The 18698-nt window shown below is 70.0% G+C and carries 13 protein-coding genes; 3 read left to right on the top strand and 10 right to left on the bottom strand.

The annotated features are described in order from the left end of the window. Positions 1–165: 165 nt before the first annotated feature. A complete protein-coding gene (gene nrfA, locus DEFCA_RS0109205; RefSeq protein WP_025322735.1) occupies positions 166–1668 on the top strand; it encodes an ammonia-forming cytochrome c nitrite reductase in 1503 nt (500 codons plus the stop codon). Between the two features lie 85 nt (positions 1669–1753). Further along, positions 1754–2860, top strand: coding sequence for a malate/lactate/ureidoglycolate dehydrogenase (locus DEFCA_RS0109200; RefSeq protein WP_245693456.1), 1107 nt, complete (start codon positions 1754–1756; stop codon positions 2858–2860). Between the two features lie 291 nt (positions 2861–3151). Here the strand turns inward: DEFCA_RS0109200 and DEFCA_RS0109195 are convergent, their stop codons facing one another. From DEFCA_RS0109195 to DEFCA_RS0109155, 9 genes are all read right to left on the bottom strand, one after another. Continuing rightward, positions 3152–3946 carry an enoyl-CoA hydratase/isomerase family protein gene (locus DEFCA_RS0109195; protein ID WP_025322733.1) on the bottom strand — a complete coding sequence of 265 codons (795 nt, stop codon included), beginning with the start codon at positions 3944–3946 and terminating at the stop codon, positions 3152–3154. Positions 3947–3999: 53 nt separating this feature from the next. Beyond that, positions 4000–4617 (bottom strand): TetR/AcrR family transcriptional regulator, encoded by a 618-nt coding sequence (locus DEFCA_RS0109190; RefSeq protein ID WP_025322732.1) that lies wholly within the window; start codon positions 4615–4617, stop codon positions 4000–4002. Between the two features lie 81 nt (positions 4618–4698). Then, on the bottom strand, positions 4699–5835 hold the full coding sequence (locus tag DEFCA_RS0109185) for an acyl-CoA dehydrogenase family protein (protein ID WP_025322731.1): 1137 nt from the start codon (positions 5833–5835) through the stop codon (positions 4699–4701). Positions 5836–5866: 31 nt separating this feature from the next. Continuing rightward, complete coding sequence (locus tag DEFCA_RS0109180) at positions 5867–6709, bottom strand: MaoC family dehydratase (RefSeq protein ID WP_051463219.1); 843 nt, start codon at positions 6707–6709, stop codon at positions 5867–5869. A 143-nt stretch (positions 6710–6852) separates the two neighbouring features. Continuing rightward, positions 6853–7677: an SDR family NAD(P)-dependent oxidoreductase gene (locus DEFCA_RS0109175; RefSeq protein WP_025322729.1), complete on the bottom strand. Its 825-nt coding sequence runs from the start codon at positions 7675–7677 to the stop codon at positions 6853–6855. A gap of 56 nt (positions 7678–7733) precedes the next feature. Then, entirely contained in the window at positions 7734–9446 is a 1713-nt protein-coding gene (locus DEFCA_RS0109170) for an AMP-binding protein (protein ID WP_025322728.1), read from the bottom strand. A gap of 127 nt (positions 9447–9573) precedes the next feature. Next, positions 9574–10770, bottom strand: a complete 1197-nt coding sequence (locus DEFCA_RS0109165) for an acetyl-CoA acetyltransferase (protein ID WP_025322727.1) — start codon at positions 10768–10770, stop codon at positions 9574–9576. 343 nt (positions 10771–11113) lie between these two features. Continuing rightward, the gene (locus DEFCA_RS0109160) at positions 11114–12565 is read right to left on the bottom strand and encodes an OB-fold domain-containing protein (protein ID WP_025322726.1); all 1452 of its coding nucleotides are present in this window, start codon (positions 12563–12565) and stop codon (positions 11114–11116) included. Between the two features lie 164 nt (positions 12566–12729). Next, complete coding sequence (locus DEFCA_RS0109155; protein WP_025322725.1) at positions 12730–14403, bottom strand: long-chain fatty acid--CoA ligase; 1674 nt, start codon at positions 14401–14403, stop codon at positions 12730–12732. 373 nt (positions 14404–14776) lie between these two features. On the opposite strand from DEFCA_RS0109155, the gene DEFCA_RS0109150 reads away from it, so the two are divergent. Further along, a complete protein-coding gene (locus DEFCA_RS0109150; protein ID WP_025322724.1) occupies positions 14777–16012 on the top strand; it encodes a serpin family protein in 1236 nt (411 codons plus the stop codon). 70 nt (positions 16013–16082) lie between these two features. Here the strand turns inward: DEFCA_RS0109150 and DEFCA_RS0109145 are convergent, their stop codons facing one another. Continuing rightward, positions 16083–18677, bottom strand: coding sequence for a DUF6345 domain-containing protein (locus DEFCA_RS0109145; RefSeq protein ID WP_169709524.1), 2595 nt, complete (start codon positions 18675–18677; stop codon positions 16083–16085). Positions 18678–18698: the final 21 nt, after the last annotated feature.

Below are 18698 nucleotides of genomic sequence, written 5' to 3'. Positions count from 1 at the left end.
CCGTGATCGGCTTCCCCCTCGCGTGGAGGTTTGAAGGGCGAATGTCGCCACGCCCCTTGGCAGGGGCCCGGTCGACTCTCCTCCCCGCACTTGTCTTGGTCTGTCGAGCCGGTAGACTGCGATGTCTTCGGCGAGTTTCCTTTTTCTCGGGAAGGAGAGGATCCGATGAAGCGCCTCACGCTGTTGTGTTTGGGCACCGCCGCCCTAGGGGTTCCCCTGGTCCTGCTCGGGTTCGTGGTGGGGGAGGGCGATGCCGCCCAGGAAGGGAAAGAGCCGGCGCCGCAGATCGGGAGATTCGAGCCGCGTAGCTCTGTGTGGGGCAAGTACTACCCCCGGCAGTACGCGACCTTCCTGGGCACCCGGAAGAGCGACCGTATCACCGACATGTTGAAGAAGGAGCCGGCGCTGGTGGTGTTGTGGGCCGGGTACGGCTTTTCCAAGGACTACAACGCCCCCAGGGGACACGCCTACGCGTTGGAAGACAACATCAACACCCTGCGCACCGGCGCGCCGGTGGACGGCAACTCCGGCCCCATGCCCACCGCGTGCTGGACCTGCAAGTCCCCCGACGTGCCGCGGCTGATCGCGAAGATCGGAGAGAAGGACTTTTTCACCGGCAAGTGGGCGCGCCACGGCGGCGAGATCGCCAACCCGATCGGGTGTGCGGACTGTCACGACAGCCAGACCATGGCCTTGACCGTGACCCGCGACTACCTGAAACGGGCCCTGGATGCCGAGGGCAGCCTCAGGTTCGCGGACGCGGGCAAGGAGGAGATGCGCTCCCTGGTCTGCGCCCAGTGCCACTCCGAGTACTACTTCAAGAAAACGCCGTGGAAGGACGCCAGCGGCGAGGACAAGATCGCCGGGGTGGTGACGTTCCCGTGGGACAAGGGCCTGTCGGCCGAGGCGATGGAGGCGTACTACGACGAGCGCGGATTCGTCGACTGGACCCACAAGCTCAGCAGGGCCCCGATGCTCAAGGCCCAGCACCCGGGCTACGAGACCTTCGTGACCGGGACCCACGGCCGGAACGGGGTCACGTGCGCCGATTGCCACATGCCCGTGAAGAGCGAGGGAGGTGCCAGCTTCACTTCCCACCAGATCGGCAATCCCCTCGACGCCATGGAAGACACCTGTTTGAACTGCCACGACTCGGACCCGGAGGAGCTCAGGGCGGTCGTCGAGAGGAAGAGGGAGCGCAGGGACGAGCTGTCCCGCCTCGCCATGGACATCCTCGCCCGGGCTCACCTGGAGGCGGCCAAGGCCTGGGATCTGGGGGCCACCGAGGAGGAGATGCGGCCGGCGCTGCAGGACATCCGTCACGGGCAGTGGCGTTGGGACTACGCCGTGGCCGCCCACGGGGCGTTCTTCCACGCCCCGGAGGAGGTGCTCCGGGTCCTGGGCAGCGCCATCGCCAAGGCCCAGGAGGCGCGGGTGAAGCTGCGGGCGATTCTCGCCAAGTATGGGGCTGGTGACTACGAGGCGCCCGACTTCTCGACCAAGGAGAAGGCCCAGGCGTTGATCGGGCTTCCCTACGGGAAGCTGGTCGAGGAAAAGAAGAGGTTTCTCAAGGGGTTGCGGCAGCAGTGGATTGAGGAGGCCAAGGAGAAGGGAATCTTTGACCCGGCATCCAGGGAAGGAATCCAGGACAGGATGTCGTACCAGTAGCCGAGCCGCGCCCCTCGGTAGCTGCCCGCACCCACGTTTCTATGTGGGGCCGGGGCCGGGAACCTGGGGCAGGAGGAGGATGATCGTGTCCGGTAACCGTGAGATTCGCATACCGTTCGGTGCCCTCCAGCGGCTGGCGGAGGCCGTTCTGTGCCGGGCGGGAAGCGAGCCCGACGAGGCCCGGGTGGTGGCCGAGCATCTGGTCCGGGCCAACCTGGCCGGGCACGACAGCCACGGGGTGGGGATGATCCCCTACTACGTGAGGTTCGTGGGGGAGGGGCTGCTTCACCCCAACACCCCGGCCCGGCTGCTGGCGGACGAAGGGCCGATCCTGCGGTTCGAGGGGGGGCGCGGCTACGGTCAGCGGGTGGCCCGGGAGGCCATCGCCGCCGGGATCGAGCGCTGCCGCGCCCTCGGGGTGTCGGTGGTGACCCTTCGGCACGCCCACCACGTGGGACGGGTCGGCACCTATGGGGAGCAGGCGGCCGAGGGCGGGCTGGTCTCGCTCCACTGGGTCAACGTGCAGGACCATCCGCCCCTGATGGCTCCGTTCCGGGGAGGCGACGCCCGGTTCGGCACGAACCCGGTGTGCGTGACGATCCCCCGGCCGGGCCGGGAGGGCCCGATCCTCCTCGACATGGCCACGAGCCGCATCGCGCTGGGCAAGGTGCGGCTGCTCATGAACAAGGGGGAGCTCGTGCCCGAGGGGCACCTGGTCGACGAGGAAGGCCGGCCCACCCAGGATCCGAAGGTGATGTTCCGGCAGGATCGTCGAGGGGCGCTCCTCCCCGTGGGGGAGCACAAGGGCTATGGGCTCGCCCTGGTCGCCGAGCTCCTGGCCGGGGTGCTCTCGGGGGGCGGCACGATCCAGCCGGCCATCCCCCGGAAGGGGGCGATCGTAAACAACCTGTTCAGCGTTCTGATCGACCCGGGGCGGTTCGGCGACCCGGAGTGGATGCAGGCCGAGATCGACGCCATGGTGGCATACGCCAAGGCGTCGCCTCCGGCCCAGCCGGCCGAGCCGGTGCTCGTGGCCGGGGAGCCCGAGCGCCTGGCCGCGGCCGAGCGGCAGAGGCATGGAATTCCGGTGGATGCCGTTACCTGGGAGGAGATCCTCGAGGCCGGCGAGAGGGTGGGGCTCGGCCGGGGGGAGGCCTTGGCGTTGGCGGGGCTCGATTCGGAAAAGGGCTGACGGTACACGCCCTCCCCTCGTGGTCTCATACCAAGTTGCCATCCATCGGATACGTATCCGGGGGCGGGGCAAGGGACCTGCCTCCGGCCGGGCGCGAAGCCAGGCATTGAGATTCGCCGCGCAGGCACGGGGCGGGGGAGCTGGCTTCATGGCAACCCGTTGGAATCCGCACCCTTTCGCAGTCCAGACGCCGGAGGCGCTGCGCGGCGAGCCAAGGGGCCGCGCCCGGCTCTCCGGCAGGTCCCTTGCCCCTCTGAGCAGGGGGCCGATAGCTTTGGATGCAACTTGGTCTCAGCCGCGGAATCGCGCGGGGCGTTTCTCGCAGAAGGCCCGGACGCCCTCGGCAAAGTCCGGGGTGGCGGCGCACGCCAGGAACGCCTCCTCCTCCGCGTCCAGCTGCTCCTCCAGGGTGTGCCGGAACGAGGCGTTCACCAGGGCCTTGCCCCGGGCATAGGCCTCGGACGGCCCCGATGCGAGCCGGGCGGCCAGGGCGGCGGTCTCCCGCTCCAGGTCCTCCCCGGGCACGACCCGGTTGACCAGGCCCATGGCAAGGGCAGCGTGCGCATCGTAGCGGCCGCCGAGGAGCATCATCTCCATGGTGCGCTTGAACCCCACGGTGCGGGGAAGGAAGTAGGTGGCCCCTCCGTCGGGGCTCGCCCCAATGTGGCAGTAGGCCAGGGTGAACACGCTGCCCTCGGCCGCGAGGGCCAGGTCGCACGCGGCCACCAGGCTCACCCCGTAGCCGGCCGCGGCCCCCCGCACGCTGGCGATCACCGGCTTGGGCATCCGCCGCAGGGCCAGGATCGCGCCGTGGGCGTCGCGAAACACCTCGCGGGGGATCACGGCCGCCTCCGATCCGGCGGTCTCGATCTGCCGCCGGAAGAAGCCGACGTCGCCCCCCGCCATGAAGTGCTCCCCCGCCCCCTGGAGCACCACGCAGCGCACCGCGTCATCCTCCCCCACGGCCTCGGCGGCCGTTCGGAGGTCCCGGGCCATCTCGGGATCCAGCGCGTTGAGGGCCTCGGGGCGGTGGAGGGTCAGAAAAGCCACCCCGTCTCGCATCTCGGTCCGGACCTTGCCGCTCATGAACGAAGTCTCCTTTGGGTGCGCAGGGGCAGCCCCATTCCGACGGCCCGACCTCACCCCGCCGGTGGGCGGGCGGCCGCGCTTCCGAACAGGAACAGGTCCACGATCTCGTCGATCACCTGCTCCAGGGTCAGGGGGCCGCCCTCCCGGTACCAGAAGAACAGCCAGTGGAGGGTGCTGATCAGGCTGAAGGTCATCACGGTGGGGTTCACGGGCCGGAGCGCGCCCCGCTCGATCAGGCCCTCCAGGAAGCCCCGGAGTTGGCGGACGTTCTCCTTCTCCTTGTCCAGGATCACCCGCTTCTTGTCTTCGTCCAGGTACTCGATGTCGTGGAGCAGGATCTTGTTGAAGATCTTGTTCTTCAGGTAGGTGTTGGCGTAGCTCAGCAGGATCCGCCGCATCTGCCCGCGCAGGTCTCCGCCCGGCTCCTGCCGGCTCGCCGCGATGGCCTCGCGCATGTTCCCGATGAGCTCGTCCGCCGCCTGGAGGCAGATGGTGTACAGGATCTCCTGCTTGTTCCTGAAGTGGTAGTACATGGCGGCCTTGGTGATGCCGGCCCGATCCGTGATCTCGCGGGTGGTCGCGTTCTCGTAGCCCTTCTCGTAGAAGAGCTCCTTGGCCGCCTCCAGGATCTGACCAAAGGTGTCCCCGGCCGTGCTGCCCGTTCCCATGGGATCTCTCCTGCCTTCACGCTCTGCATCCCCGGCCCGTGCCGGGCCCGGCGGAACGGTACGGGCGACGGGCCGGCCGAGTCAACCCAGGAGCCCCATGTTTCGGGCCACGATGAGCTTCATGATCTCGGTGGTGCCCGCGAAGATCGCAAAGGGCCGCACGTCGCGGTAGAACCGGCAGATCGGGTACTCCTCCATGTACCCGTACCCGCCGTGGAGCTGCACGCAGTGGTACGCCACCCGGTTGGCCATCTCCGCGATCCACGCCTTGGCCATGGACACGTCGGTCACGATGTCGTCCCCGGCCAGGTGCCGGCGGACGAGCTGGTCCAGGAACGCCCGGCCCATCTTGATCTCGGTGGCCATGTCCACGATCTTGAACGCGTTGTGCTGGAACGCCGCGACGGGCCGGCCGAAGGCCTTGCGCTCGGTGGCGTAGGCCACGGTCATGTCGAGCATGGCCTCGGCCATGGCCTGGGCCATCACGGCGCACACGAGCCGCTCCTGCTGGAGGTGGGCCATCATGTGATGGAACCCCCGGTTCTCCTGGCCCAGCAGGTTCCCCGCCGGCACCCGGCACTCGTCGAACACCAGCTCGGCCGTGTCCTGGGAGCGAAGGCCCATCTTCTCGAGCTTCCGGCCCCGCTTGAAGCCCGGGGCGTCGGCCTCCACACAGATCAGGCTGATCCCCCGGGACGGCGGGGCGTCCCGGTCGGTGCGGCAGGCCACCACCACCAGGTCGGCGTTGATGCCGTTGGAGATGAAGATCTTGCTGCCGTTGATCACGTACTCGTCCCCCTCCCGGCGAGCCCAGGTCTTGAGGGCGGCCAGGTCGGAGCCCGCGTTGGGCTCGGACATGGCCACGGCCGTGATGATCTCGCCCGAGGCCCACCCGGGCAGCCACCGGCGCCTCTGCTCCTCGGTGCCCAGGTGGTAGAGGTACGGGACCACGATGTCGCTGTGGAGCGGGGCCATGAGCCCCACCGCGCCGGCCCGGGCCAGCTCCTCGGCGATGACCACCGAGTAGAGGAAGTCGGCCCCGCTGCCCCCGTACTCCTCGGGGAGCCAGGGGCACAGGAACCCGGCCGCGCCGAGCTTGGCCCACGCCTCCCGGGGGACGATCCCATCCGCCTCCCACCGGTCGATGTGGGGAACCACCTCCCGGTCCAGGAACCGGCGGAAGGCCTCGCGGAAGATTCGATGCTCTGCCTGGTACATGATCCCTCGCTCCTCGTGCTTCGAGATCCGGTCACCCCTCGTCCACCCTGGCGTAGGCGTTGCTCAGCACCTCCCCCGACTCCGTGGATACCCCCAGGTGGTAGGTGCCCGGCCCCACCCGCCAGCCCCGGGTGGTGATGGTCTGGCCCGGGAACACGGGCGCGACGAATCGCACCCCCATTTCCCGCAGGCGGGTCGGATTTCCCCCGCAGGCCCGGGACACCACGGCCCGGCAGACGAACCCGAAGGTGCACAGCCCGTGGAGGATCGGCCGGGGAAACCCGGCGGCCCGGGCCGCGGCCGGGTCGATGTGCAGGGGGTTGGTGTCCCCGCAGAGGCGGTAGAGGGCGGCCTGGTTCTCGGCCGTTGGCTCGCTCGCCTCGAAGTCCGGGGGGCGGTCGCCGGGGACGGTCCGAGGCTCCGGTCGGGGCCCGGGGTCCCCGCCCCATCCCCCCATGCCCCGGCACAGCACGGCGGCCCGGGTCTCGAACAGGAGGGCGCCCGACGCGTCGGTGGTGCGGCTCTCCGCGATCAGCAGCGCCGCCTTGCCCTTGTCGTACACGGCGGACGCCCGGGCCGTGGTGTGGAACTCCCCCTCGGGCGGGAGGGGGCCGTGGAGCCGGATCGTCTGCTCCCCGTGGAGGATGCTCGCCACGGGCACCCGAAGCCGCCGGAGCACGGCCATGTAGGGGGCCAGGACCGGAACCACGGCAAAGGACGGGCACACCCGGAGCCCCCCCGCCACCCCCTCGTACACATACTCCAGATCGGAGGCCCGGGCCCCGATGCCGAGGTGATAGAGGACCACGTCGCGCCAGGAGTAGCGGTGCACGAAGGGCCCGAGCACCTCCCCCACGGCGTCCAGATGGATCATCACGCTCTCCTTGCCGGTATTTTGGGCCTTCGGCCCGCTGGAAGGCTGGGAGGCTTGGAGGCTGAAAACCTCTTTTCCTAGTCTCTAGTTTCCAGTCTCTAGTCTCTAGACGGCCCCGCAGGGGCCGGAGAGGCTTCCCGGCTTCACCAGCCGCCGGTGACCTTGATCACCTGACCCGACACGTAGTCCGACAGGGGAGAGGCCAGGAACAGCATGACCCGCGCGGCCTCCTCCGGGGTGCCGGGCCGGCCCAGGGGAATCAGGGCCCGGAACACCTCGAGCTGCTGGCGGGGCACCCCCACCGGGATGCGGGTGCCCCCGGCCTCGATCACGGTGTCCTCATCCTTGGCCCGGGTGAGCCGGGTCTCGATCCAGCCGTAGGCCACGGCGTTCACGTTCACGTTGAACCGGCCCCACTCCCGGGCCAGGGTCCGGGTGAACCCCAAGATCCCGGCCTTGGCCGTGGAGTAGTTGATCTGGCCCGGATTTCCGTCGGTGCCGGCCACCGAGCTCACGTTGATGATCTTCCGGTGGACCCGCCGGCCCTGCTCCATGTCCCGCTTGGCCGCGTCCCGGATGTAGGGGGCGGCGGCCCGCACGATGCGAAACGGGGCGGTGCAGTGAACCCTCCACATGGCCTCCCACTGCTCGTCGGTCATCTTGTGGACCACCCCGTCCCAGGTGTACCCGGCATTGTTCACCAGCACGTCGATGGAAGGGCCGAAGCTCTCCACCGCGGTTTGCACCAGCCTCTCGGCAAACCCCTCGGCGGTCACGTCCCCCACCACGGCCACGGCCTCGCCGCCCCGGGCACGGATCTCGTCCACCACCTCGCGGGCCGGGCCCTCGTCCAGGTCGCTCACCACCACCCGGGCCCCCTCCGAGGCAAACAGAAGCGCGGCGCTGCGGCCGATCCCGCGGCCGGCACCGGTGATCACGCTGACCTTCCCTTCGAGCATCCTTTCCATGGGCTTTACTCCTGGAGAATCAGTAATGGGTGACGGGTGATCGGTGACGGATGACGTCACGTCTCCTTGGTGTCGGAGTTTTCCTCTCTCGGGTCTGCCCGGTTCCCCTCCACACTCTGCGCCAGCTTCGCGCGGATGTCCTCCCGGAGCCTTGCCTTCAGCACCTTGCCCACCGGGTTCCGGGGGATCTGATCCACGAGCTCGAGCCGCTCGGGCAGCTTGTACACGGCCACGCCCTGATCCCGCATGAACGAGGTCAGGTCCTCCAGGCGGATCCGCGCGCCGGCCCGGGGCACCACGTAGGCGCAGCAGCGCTCGCCCAGGTCCTGGTCGGGCATGCCCACCACGGCCGCGTCCTGCACGTCGGGGTGGGCGAGGATCAGGTTCTCCACCTCCTGGGCGCTGATGTTCATCCCGCCCCGGATGATGATGTCCTTCTTCCGGTCCACGAAGCTCAGGTAGTGCTCCCCCCGGATCCGGAACAGGTCGCCGGTGCGGAAGAACCCCTCCTCGTCGAAGGCCTGCTCGTTCAGGTCGGGCCGGTTGAAGTAACCCGGCATCACGTTGGGGCCGCGGTACAGGAGTTCGCCCACCGCCCCGTCCTGGACGAGTTCCCGGTCCTGCTCGTCCACCACCCGGGTCTCCACGAACCGGGTGACGGGCGAGGCCCACGTGCGGCCCTTGACGCCGTAGCGCGGAAAGTGGTCGACCCGGACCTCCATGTCGGGGACGTCTCCGGAGGTGGACACGAGGCCGGTTCCCTCGTTCTGGCCCCAGATGTTGCCGATGTCGATGTCCCATCGGCGCTTGAACTCGCGCATGGCCCACAGGGACGGGGGGGCCGAGCCCACCGTGATGCTGCGGATCCCCCCGAGGTCGAAGGAGTCTGCCGCGGGGTGCTTGAGGATCAGGTTCACCACCGCCGGCACCAGGAGCGTGTAGTGGATCTTCTCCTCCACCATCTGCCGAAGCAGCAGGGCCGGGTCGAACGGGTGGTGGAGAACCATGGTCCCCCCCAGGACCAGCCAGGGGGCGTACACCGTGCCCAGGGCCCCCATGTTCACCAGCGGCCCGGCGGTGAGCAGGACGTCCCCCGGCCGCAGGCCGGCCGATGCGGCCAGGGAGGCCTGGCACCTCCAGTTGTTGTGGCTGAGGGGGCAGCCCTTGGGTTGGGCCTCGGTCCCCGAGGTCCAGCAGATCGTGAAGACGTCGTTGGCGTCCACCCGGATCCGGTCGAGCCCCGGATCCGGGGTCTCCCGGGCCATGCGCCGGATCTCGGCCACGGAGAGCACCTGCCGGAGGGAGGGCACTTGCTCCGCCAGGGCCCTGGCCTGGGCCAGGTGATCGAACCCCCGGTGCGACTCCACCGTCACGAACGCCCTGGCCCGGGTCAGCCGGGCCACGTAGGCGAGCTCCCGCGAGCGCCACTGCACGGGCACGGGCGAGAGCACCCCGCCGGCCCGCGCCACCGCGAGGTAGAGCATGGCCAGCTCCCAGCTGTTCGGGATCTGGGCCAGGACCACGTCGTCCTTCTCCAGGCCCGCGGCCCGTAGGGCCGTGGCCACCCCTTCCACCGCCCGGTGGAGGGCCTTGTAGGAGACCCGCTCCGGGGCCAGCCCCATGAGCTGCTCCTTGTTCGGCGGGTCCACCACGGCGGTGCGTTCGGGGGTGTGGCGGACGTGGTCCCGAAAGTCGTCCAGGAGGGTGCGCTCCCCCCAACAGCCCAGCTCGGTGTACCTGCGGATCTGCCCCTGGGATGCGAGGATCATGGCCACCTCCTGTCTCCAAAAGGGTTGGGAGCCCCCCGGGCCGCCCGGGAGAAGGTTCGTCGGTCGCACGGCGGGGAGGCTCGAAAAGCGGTGACGCGTGACGGGTGATCAGTGACGGGTGGTTTGCTCACAGCCCGAAGATCCCGATGCTGCACACGCTGAACAGGGGGATGCCCCCCAGGTTGTGGGTGAGCCCCAGCTTCGGGTCCTTCACCTGCCGGGGGCCGGCCCTGTGCTGGAGCTGCTTGTACACCTCGTAGATCATCCGGATCCCGGAGGCGCCGATGGGGTGGCCGAAGCACTTCAGGCCCCCGTCGGGCTGGCACGGGATCGCCCCCTCCAGCTCGAACAGCCCGTCGTTCACGTCCCGGATGGCCCGGCCCCGGGGAGAGATGCCCAGGTCCTCGTAGGTGACGAGCTCGGTGATCGAGAAGCAGTCGTGGAGCTCGAGGACCCCGATCTCGTCCCGGGGGCTGCGCACCCCGGCCTCCTCGTAGGCGCGGGCCGCCGCCCGGGCCGTGGTGGGCAGGTGGGTGCCGTCCCAGTTGGTGGTGTAGAGCTCCTCGCCCGACGTGGCCGCGATTTGGAGCGCTTTCACCAGCACGGGGTCCGGCCGGAGCGACCGGGCGATCTCGGGGGTTGTCACGATGGCGGCGGCCGCCCCGTCGCTCACGCCGCAGCAGTCGAACAGGCCCAGGGGCCAGGCCACGATCGGCGCCTGGAGCACCTGCTCCGGGGTGATCTCGGTGCGCAGGTGGGCCTTGGGGTTCATGGCCCCGGCCCGGTGGCTCTTGACCGAGATGCGGGCGAGCGCCATCTTGCCCTCCTCGGGCGAGATGCCGTGCTCGGCAAAGTAGCGGGTGGCCATCAGGGCGAACCCCCCCGGTGCCGTGAACGCGGGCAGGATGAACCGGTTCAGGGTGCCCATGGCGGTGTCGAACCCCGGGAGCCCCCCGTACCCGGTGTCCTTGAGCTTCTCCACCCCCAGGGCCAGGGCGATGTCGCAGGCGCCCGAGGCCACGGCGTAGCACGCGCCCCGGAACGCCTCGGTGCCGGTGGCGCAGAAGTTCTCGACCCGGGTCACGGGGATGCCGGGCAGCTTCAGGGCCTGGGCCAAGGGGATGCCGCTCTTGCCCAGGTGGACCTCCTCGAAGCAGGTCCCGAGCCACGCGGCCTGGACCTCCTCGGGCCCGATGCCGGCGTCCTCCAAGGCCTCCTGGAACGCCTCCACGATCAGGTCCGCGGCGTCCGCGTCCCACCGCTCGCCGAACCGCGTGCACCCCATCCCCACGATCGCCACCTTGTCCCGGATCCCGCTCGCCATGGCCGTCTCCTTCCATGTAACTTCCGCTAGGACGCTAGGAGGTTGGGACGCTGGGAGGCTTGAAAACCTCCCGGATTTTCACATGTTCTAGGCATTACCATGCCTCTTCGCCTCCACCTCACGGTCCGGGAAGCATGGTCTAGTCCCTAGTTTCTAGTCTCTAGACGGCCCCGCGGGCGTCTCTGACGATGCTCCCAAGAACTTCGGTCCTCGGTCGCTGGTCGTCGGTCGAAGAAAACCCTCCGGCGCTGGCGGGAGGGCTGCGGGCGACCGTGCCGCTGGCAGCCGGCCTGCTCTGCCCGCCGGTAGGAGCCTGCGCCTGCAGACGCCCCCAGGGCCTTCCTCAGGAGGCCGCCGGCACGCACTTCCAGAAGTACGTGTGAATGCCCCGCTGTCGGTCGTGGTACTTCCGGCGGAACACGAGGTCCACCGGCAGGCCCACGGCCAGGTCCTCGAGGTCGCAGTCGGTGAACTCCATCATCATCCGTCCGCCGCCGTCGAAGTCGACGACGCCGTAGATCAGCGGCGGGTTCGGGCTCCAGGCCAGGAGGTCGGCCGTGTAGCTGAACACCCGAGAGGCCCTGTCCGCGAAGGGGTAGGGCTCCATCTCGTCCACGGCGCGGCACTCTCCGTTGGCGCACACCCGCTGGGGCGGGAACTGGGGCGTCCCGCACCGCCGGCAGCGGCTGCCCACGAGCCCCAGGATGGTCCGGCGGTGGCGCCACACCACCGACATGGGGGTCTCGGGCTCGAACTCCCCCCGCATGCCGGTCTCCACCGCCAGGAGATCCCGGAACGCCGCGTACCTCTCGTAGGAGCCCAGGTCCTTGCCCATCTTCAGGAGCTCGCCGACCGTGCGCCTCGGCCGGAACGACCGGACCGCGTCGGTGACCCGAAAGTGGAGCACGTCGACCCCGCTGCCGAACCCCACCACCAGGATCTCCTCGCCCGGCTCGGCCTCCTCCAGGGCCCGGCACAGCAGGAGCAGGGGGTGGGCCGCCCCGGTGTGCCCCACCCGGTCGGCCAGGGGATGCACCAGGACCTCGGGGGCGAGGCCCAACGCCCGGGCCACCCGCGCCGCGTCCCGGAGGGAGGCGACCGGGAGCACCACCTTCGAGAACGCCCCCGGCTCCAGCCCGCACCGCGCCAGGTAGGCCGACACGGCGTCCGGCAGAAGGCCCAGGAGGCCCTCGTCGCGGACCCATCGCTCCTCCCAGGAGCGCCCCAGGGACCGGTCCGAGCCCCGAACCCGGTCGGGGAAGTCGCAGGACACCGAGTGGGAGCCCATCAGCTCGGCCAGCCCCCCCTCCTCCCCCACGCACACGGCCGCGCCAGCGTCGCCGAGGAGGTGCTCCTCCACGCTGCCCGGCCTGGCCCGGCGTACCTCGCCCGCGCACACCAGGGCCCGCCCCGCCCGGCCCGAGGTCACGTCCGCCAGGGCCGCCAGCAGGGCCGTGGTGCCGGCTCGGGCCGAGCCCGTGACGTCGGCCGAGCGCACCGCGTCGCCCAGGCCCAGGGCCTCGGCTGCGATGGCGCTGTTCTGGCGCTCGGCGTACGGGGCGCTCGTGGATGCGAGGTAGAGGGAACCCACCCCGGCCCCGGGCCCGAAGGCCCCGGCGTTTCGGGCCGCGGCCACGGCCACGGTGATGGCGTCCTCGTCGTGGTTGGCCACGGCCTTCTGTCCCCGGGCTCGGGCCGCCGTGGCGGGCTGGGCCCAGCCCACGGCCTTCAGGATCCGGCCCCGGTCGAGCCGGTACCGGGGCAGGTGGGCCCCGAACGCGACGATGCCTGCCATGGTTGGAACCTCCGGTGAAAGTCGGTGACGGGTGATCGGTGGCCAGTGACGGGTGGGGACTTCCGTGACAGGTGACGGGTCACAGGTGACAGGTGAGGGGTCACCTGAGCCTCCGTCACCCGTCACCCGTTACCCGTTACCCGTTACCCGTCACCCGTCACCGATCACCGCTCGGGCCCCCCGCCGTACCGGTTGCGGTAGGTGTCGCGGAGCACCCGTTTGGCGAACTTGCCCACGCTCGTCTTGGGGATCTCGTCGACGAACAGCACCTCGTCGGGGAGCTGCCACCGGGCGAACCGGGGCAGCAGGGACTCCCGGATCTCCTGCTCGGAGACCCGGCCCTTTGCCTCCTCCTGGAGCACCACCAGGGCCAGGGGCCTCTCCTCCCACTTGGGATGGGGCACGCCGATGACGGCCGCTTCCTTCACCAGGGGATGGGCCATGATGGCGTTCTCCAGGTCGATGGACGAGATCCACTCGCCCCCGCTCTTGATCAGGTCCTTGAACCGGTCCGTGATCTTCAGGTAGCCGTTGGGGTCGATGGTGCCGGCGTCGCCGCTGCGCCAGTACCCCTCGGAGAACGCCTCGGCCGTGCGCTGGTCGTCGTGGTACGAGGTGGTGACCCACGGCCCCCGGATCCACACCTCGCCCACGGTCTTCCCGTCGGCCGGGGCCTCCCGGCCGTCCGGGGTCACCACCTTCAGGTCGATCCCGCACACCGGAAGCCCCTGCTTGCGACGCAGGTCCCAGCGCTCCTCGGCCCCCAGGCCCTCGAGGGACGGCTTGAGGAGGTTCATCGTGGCCAGTGGCGCGGTCTCGGTGGCGCCGTACGCGTGGATCACCTCGGCGCCCCCGAGCTCCCAGAACCCGCGCATCATCGACAGGGGCGGCTCGGTGGCCCCTGAGAGCATCCGGAGCCCGGAGAGGTCGGGCTTGGGGTCGAGCCGGCGCAGGTGCTCCAGCATGGGCAGGAAGATCGCCGGCGCCCCGCAGGTGACCGTCACCTTCTCGGCCACCAGCAGGCCCACCAGGGGCGAGGGGTCCTCCAGCGTGTAGCGCCCCGGGAGCACCAGCTTGGCCCCGGCCAGGGGCGCGCAGAAAAAGAGGCCCCACCCCTGGGCGTGGAACATGGGCACGGTCTGCATCACCACGTCCCGCGCCCGCAGTCCCACCATCAGGCCCATCGTGAGGGTATGGAGATACAGGGCCCGGTGGGAGTGGTACACCCCCTTGGGCCTGCCGGTGGTGCCCGAGGTGTAGCAGGCCGTGGCGGCCGAGGTCTCGTCCACCGCGGGCCACTCGATCTCCTCCGGCGCCTCCGCCAGCAGCTCCTCGTAGCCGTACACCGGGGAGAGACGGGTCCGGACCCCGCCCGCGTCCCCATCGCTCAGGACCACGTACCCCTCCACCCCGGGCAGGTCCCCGGCCAACGGCTCGATCACGGGCAGCAGGGACTCGCTCACCAGCAGGAACCTCGCACCGCTGTGCTCGAGCACGTACCGGCGCTCGGCCACCGAGATCCGCGGGTTGACCTGGAGGAGCACGGCCCCCAGGCCGGCCACGGCAAAGTACGACTCCAAGTACCGGTGGGTGTTCCAGTCCAGGGCCCCGATCCGGTCCCCGGGCCGCACCCCCAGCTTCCGAAGGGCGTTGGCCAGCCGGCACACGCGGCGATAGACCTCCCCGTAGGTGTAGCGAACCAGGCTTCCGTCCAGCCGGCGGGACACCACCTCCACCTCCGGGTACGTGCGGGCCGCATGCTGGAGGAACGCGAGCAGGTTGAGCGGGTAGTCGTCCCCCGAGGTCGACGGGAACCCCTTCACGGTCGCAACCGTCATGGCCTGTCCTCCTTTCCCCGCTGGGGGTTGGGGGCGGTCCGCATGGGGCGCGGCACACCTGCGTTTGATTCGAAGCGCCATCAGCAAACACCGCCAGCCCGAGTTGACTGGGCGCCCGGTCAGCAACCTGTCAGACCTTGATCCTCCTGTCAAGACAAAAAACGTTGTGGAGAACGGCGGGGCCGGATCGGGGGCCCGGTGCCCCTTGCTTCCTCGCCCCGCTCTGCTACAGAGCGGCGTAGGGTTCACGTCGTCGGAACGGGGGCTTGCATCCCCCGGTGGGACCGGCGTTCAACGGAGCCAGACGATGACGATGGGTTGCGATGCGGGTGCGCGGGGCAGGAAAAAGGGGCGGGCCCCCCCGAGGGGGGCCATGTCGGTGATTCCCGCCGTTCTCCGGCTCGTCGTCTGGATGACGGCGTTGGCACTGCTGCACGCACCCGTGGGGAGCCACAGCGAAGCCGCACCAGCCCCTGGCCCCGATGGAGCGGCGGGGGACAGCGGGTTCGCCCTGGAGCTGTACCGGTGCAGTCCCCGAGACGGCAACGTGGTGGTCTCCCCGCCGGCCGTGGAGCTGGCGCTGACCGCGGTCGCAGAGGGGGCCCGGGGGCGAACCCGGGCCGAGCTCGAGGCGGTCCTCCCGTCCATCCGGCAGCCGCTTCGCCGGGGCGGGCCGGAGCCGACGGGCGAAGAAGGAGGGCTGCTGCGGATCGCCCTGGGCCTGTGGGGGCAGGAGGGGGCCGCGTTCGCCGGGCCGTTCCTGAAGGCCGTTCGGAGCCGGTACGGCGCGGTGGTGGGGTTCGTGGACTACGCCCGGGCGCCCGAGCAGGCGCGGCAGCGGATCAACGCCTGGGTTCGGGGGCGGACAGGGGGGCGGATCGAGGAGCTCGTACCGCCGGGTCGGCTGTCGGCCCGGACCGTGCTCGTGGTGACGAGCGCGGTGGCGTTTCGGGGGGTGTGGGAGCACGCGTTCGACCCGGCCCGCACCGTTTCGGCTCGGTTCGACGCGGAGGACGGGAGCGTGGGCACGGTGCGGATGATGAGCCGACCGGCCCCGGTGCGGCTTCGTTACGCCGAGCGCGACGGGGTGCAGGTCGTGGAGCTACCGTTTCGCGGGGGCGGGTGGGCGATGCTCGTGGCGCTGCCCCGTCGGGGACGGGCACTCCGAGCGTTCGAAGACCGGCTCGCCCCGGCCTACCTAGAGAGGTTGGTCGGGGCCATGGAGTTCCGGTCGGTGCGGGTGGCCCTGCCCCGGTTCGCCGTTTGCGGCCGAACCGAGGATCTGGGGCCGAGGGGGACCGGAGCGCTGGTGAAGATGGGGGTACGGGACGCCTTCGATCCCGTTCAGGCCGACTTCTCGGGGATCGTGCCGGGGGAGAGGGTGTTCGTCGACGGGGTCCTGCACGCGGCCTCGGTTACCCTGGACGAGCAGGGCGCCCGGGCGAGCGCATCCACCGGCGCGCTCCTGTCCCGCGGAGCCGCGCCGGATGCGGCGGTCCGGTTTCGGGCGGACCGGCCGTTCCTGTTTCTGATCCGGCACCGCCGAACCGGAGCGGTCCTCTTCATCGGAAGGCTCGCCCGCCCTCCCCAGCCGAGGGGCGGCGACTGAAGGTTCGGGGGCCCAAAAAATAGGGCGGCGCCCGGATGCTCGCCGGACGCCGCCCCCCATGGCAGGCGGATCACGAGGACCCGGAGATCCTCCACCAGCCTACGATGTCCGCTCCCCGGATGTCCGGCCCCACCGGGCCGGCACCGTGGACGTAGTCGTTGTAGTTGGACATTCCGTTTCGGCCGATCACCCCCATGACCGCCCAGGTGACCTGGCTGGGCTGGACCTGCTTGGCCGTCTGGACCCAGGCGGCGCGCACCGGCAAGGGGGGAAACGTGAAGAACCCGAACGACTTGCCGGTGGCCCACTCGGCGAGCAAACGACCCTCGTTGCTGTTGTCGTAGCTCGTGGTTGCGTAGGCCATGATCATGTGAAGCCCGTCAAAGGCGGGCCCCCATCTAGCTGCCCAAGACTTGCCGCCCGAGGTTTGCTGGAGCGGGCCGCAGGCCGCGATCGTGATCCACTCCACGTCCTTGTCCCCCCATTTCGCATCCGTGTAGCGGAGGAACCCATCGGTGTGGGTGTTGTTGCAAAACGAGAAGCCGCTGCCGTTGGCGTGGCCCGTGTAGAACACCCAGTCCGCGTTGTCGGCCCAGCTCGAGTCGTCCCCGCCGGGTTTGGACGGGTCCTTGAAGTCCTGCTCCCAAGCGGAGTTCTCGGGCCAGTAGAACCGGCGCGTCCAGCCCTTGCCCTGGAGCGCGTTCCGGAACCCCGAGGCGTTGGCCGCCGACCCCGGCAGGCCGCCGCAGGTGCCCACGTACTCCACGCCGAAGTCCACGACTCCGGCGGTCATCGGAACGACCTGGAACATGGGCTTGGGGGGGGGAGCCACCGACACCTCCACGGTCTGGCTGGCGAAGCCCACGAGGCCGTTGGCGTCCGTGACGATCAGGCTCACGGTTTCCTCCGCGATCGTCTCCTTGGGCAGGAGCACGTAGGTGATGTTGGGCCCTGCCGTTGCCACCTTGGGGTCCAACGCGGTGCTCGACGAGGTCCACTGGTAGGTGAACGGCTCCGTGCCTCCGGTCAGGACGGCGCTGGCCACCACGGTGTCGTCGCCGTTCACGGTGACCTCGAGGGAGATCTCGGGGCCGCCTTTTACGGCGGGCAAGAGCACGTTGCGAAGGAACACCTCCTCGTCGCCGACCCGGACGGTGCCCCCGAACTCGTAGTGGGGAACGATGACCCGCACGTTCTGGGACAGGGGGGGAGCGTAGTACACGACCCGCGGCGGCAGCACCCGAACCGCGGCGGGAAGCCCCTGGGCCGCGGCCGCCCTCTGCAGGAGCCGCCGGGCCCGTTCGGCGGCCTGGTTCAGGGGTAGCAGGTCCATCTCCTCGCCCATCTGGACGGCCGGTAGGGAGTACACGGCCTGGGTGGTCTGCCCGGCCCCGTTCATGGAGAACTGCACGTCCGCGCCGGGACCGATCAGGGGCAGGCCGTGGAGCCGGAACCGGTAGCTCACCAGGGTCTCCAGCTCGGTGCGGGCTAGCACCTCCCCCTTGGTATCGAACGCCTCGAACAGGGTGTTGTTCAGGAAGACGCCCGGTTCCAGGGCCCCGCCGGCCTTCCCCGGGTCCGCTCCGGCCTGGGCCAGCGCCTCTTTGACCCGGGCCAAGGCCTCGGCCTGGGACAGCACCGGCATCTTGGCGATCTGGTCGAAGTCGAACCCCTCTGCCTGGATGGCTTGCCCCTCCTCGTCTTCGGGCACCTCACCCAGGGCCGTCATGGGAACGGCCTGATAGAGCTTCGGGTCCACGAACCGCAACGCCCCCCCCTCGTCCAGGGGGACTCCTTCGGTGGCGAGGCCCAGGGACTCGACCAGAGCGCCCGCCGCCCCCTCGGACAGCGCGTTGCCGGTGACCTGGAAGACGGGCAGCTTGGCCGCACCCGGAACCATCTCCACGGTCGCAATGAAGGTGCCGAACAGGGGGTCGGCCGGGTCTTGGATCAGTAGAGCGGTCTCCGTGACCGCCTGATACAGCGGGTGGGTGCACTCCAGGGTGAGGGTGTCGGTGTCGAGGTCCACCTCCGCGAGGGTATTGAGAACCCCGAGGTTCGCCGCGGTCGATCCGCTCACCGCGCTTCCGATCTCATTGGGGCCGCTGAAAATCTTGCACACCGCCCCCGCGATCGGATCCAAGGTGTCCCGGCCCACCACCTCGCCGTGCAGGCGCCGTTGGGTGAGGGCCTTGTTGCCGCGGATCACGATGGACCCGGTGGTCGGCTGACCCTTGAGGGACTGGAGGGTGAGTTCCACGATGGTCACCTCGCCGGGGGCGATGCTCACGCCAACGGCCGTGCCGTACCAGTCGGCCAGGCCGAACTCTCCGCACACACCGTCCTCGAACAGCCCGAGCTCCACCCTCCGGTCGGGCCCGGCAGGGATGTTTGGGACCACCGTTTCCACCGAGCTCGTTCCGCCCGGGTACCCCTTGTCCATGGTGATCGGGGTGAAGTCCCCACCGCTCACCCGGATGCGCGCGCAGAAATCGGTTGGGATGGGAACCGGCACAGCCACTTTCAACCCAATCCGGGAGCCGCCGGTGCCGCCGCCCGTCGCGGTGCCCAATCCGTTGTCCGTCGTCCCCCCGCAGCCCCCGAGCAGGACCAACATCGAGCCCGCGGTGAGCGCTGCCTGTACGCCTCTTCTCCACCTTCCCATGACATGCCTCCTTCCTCGTCG

Origin of the sequence: Deferrisoma camini S3R1 (assembly GCF_000526155.1) — a bacterium.
Classification (GTDB): Bacteria; Desulfobacterota; Deferrisomatia; order Deferrisomatales; family Deferrisomataceae; genus Deferrisoma; species Deferrisoma camini.
The sequence above is the reverse complement of the archived record's forward strand: the minus strand, read 5'-3'. Positions and strand labels throughout refer to the sequence as shown.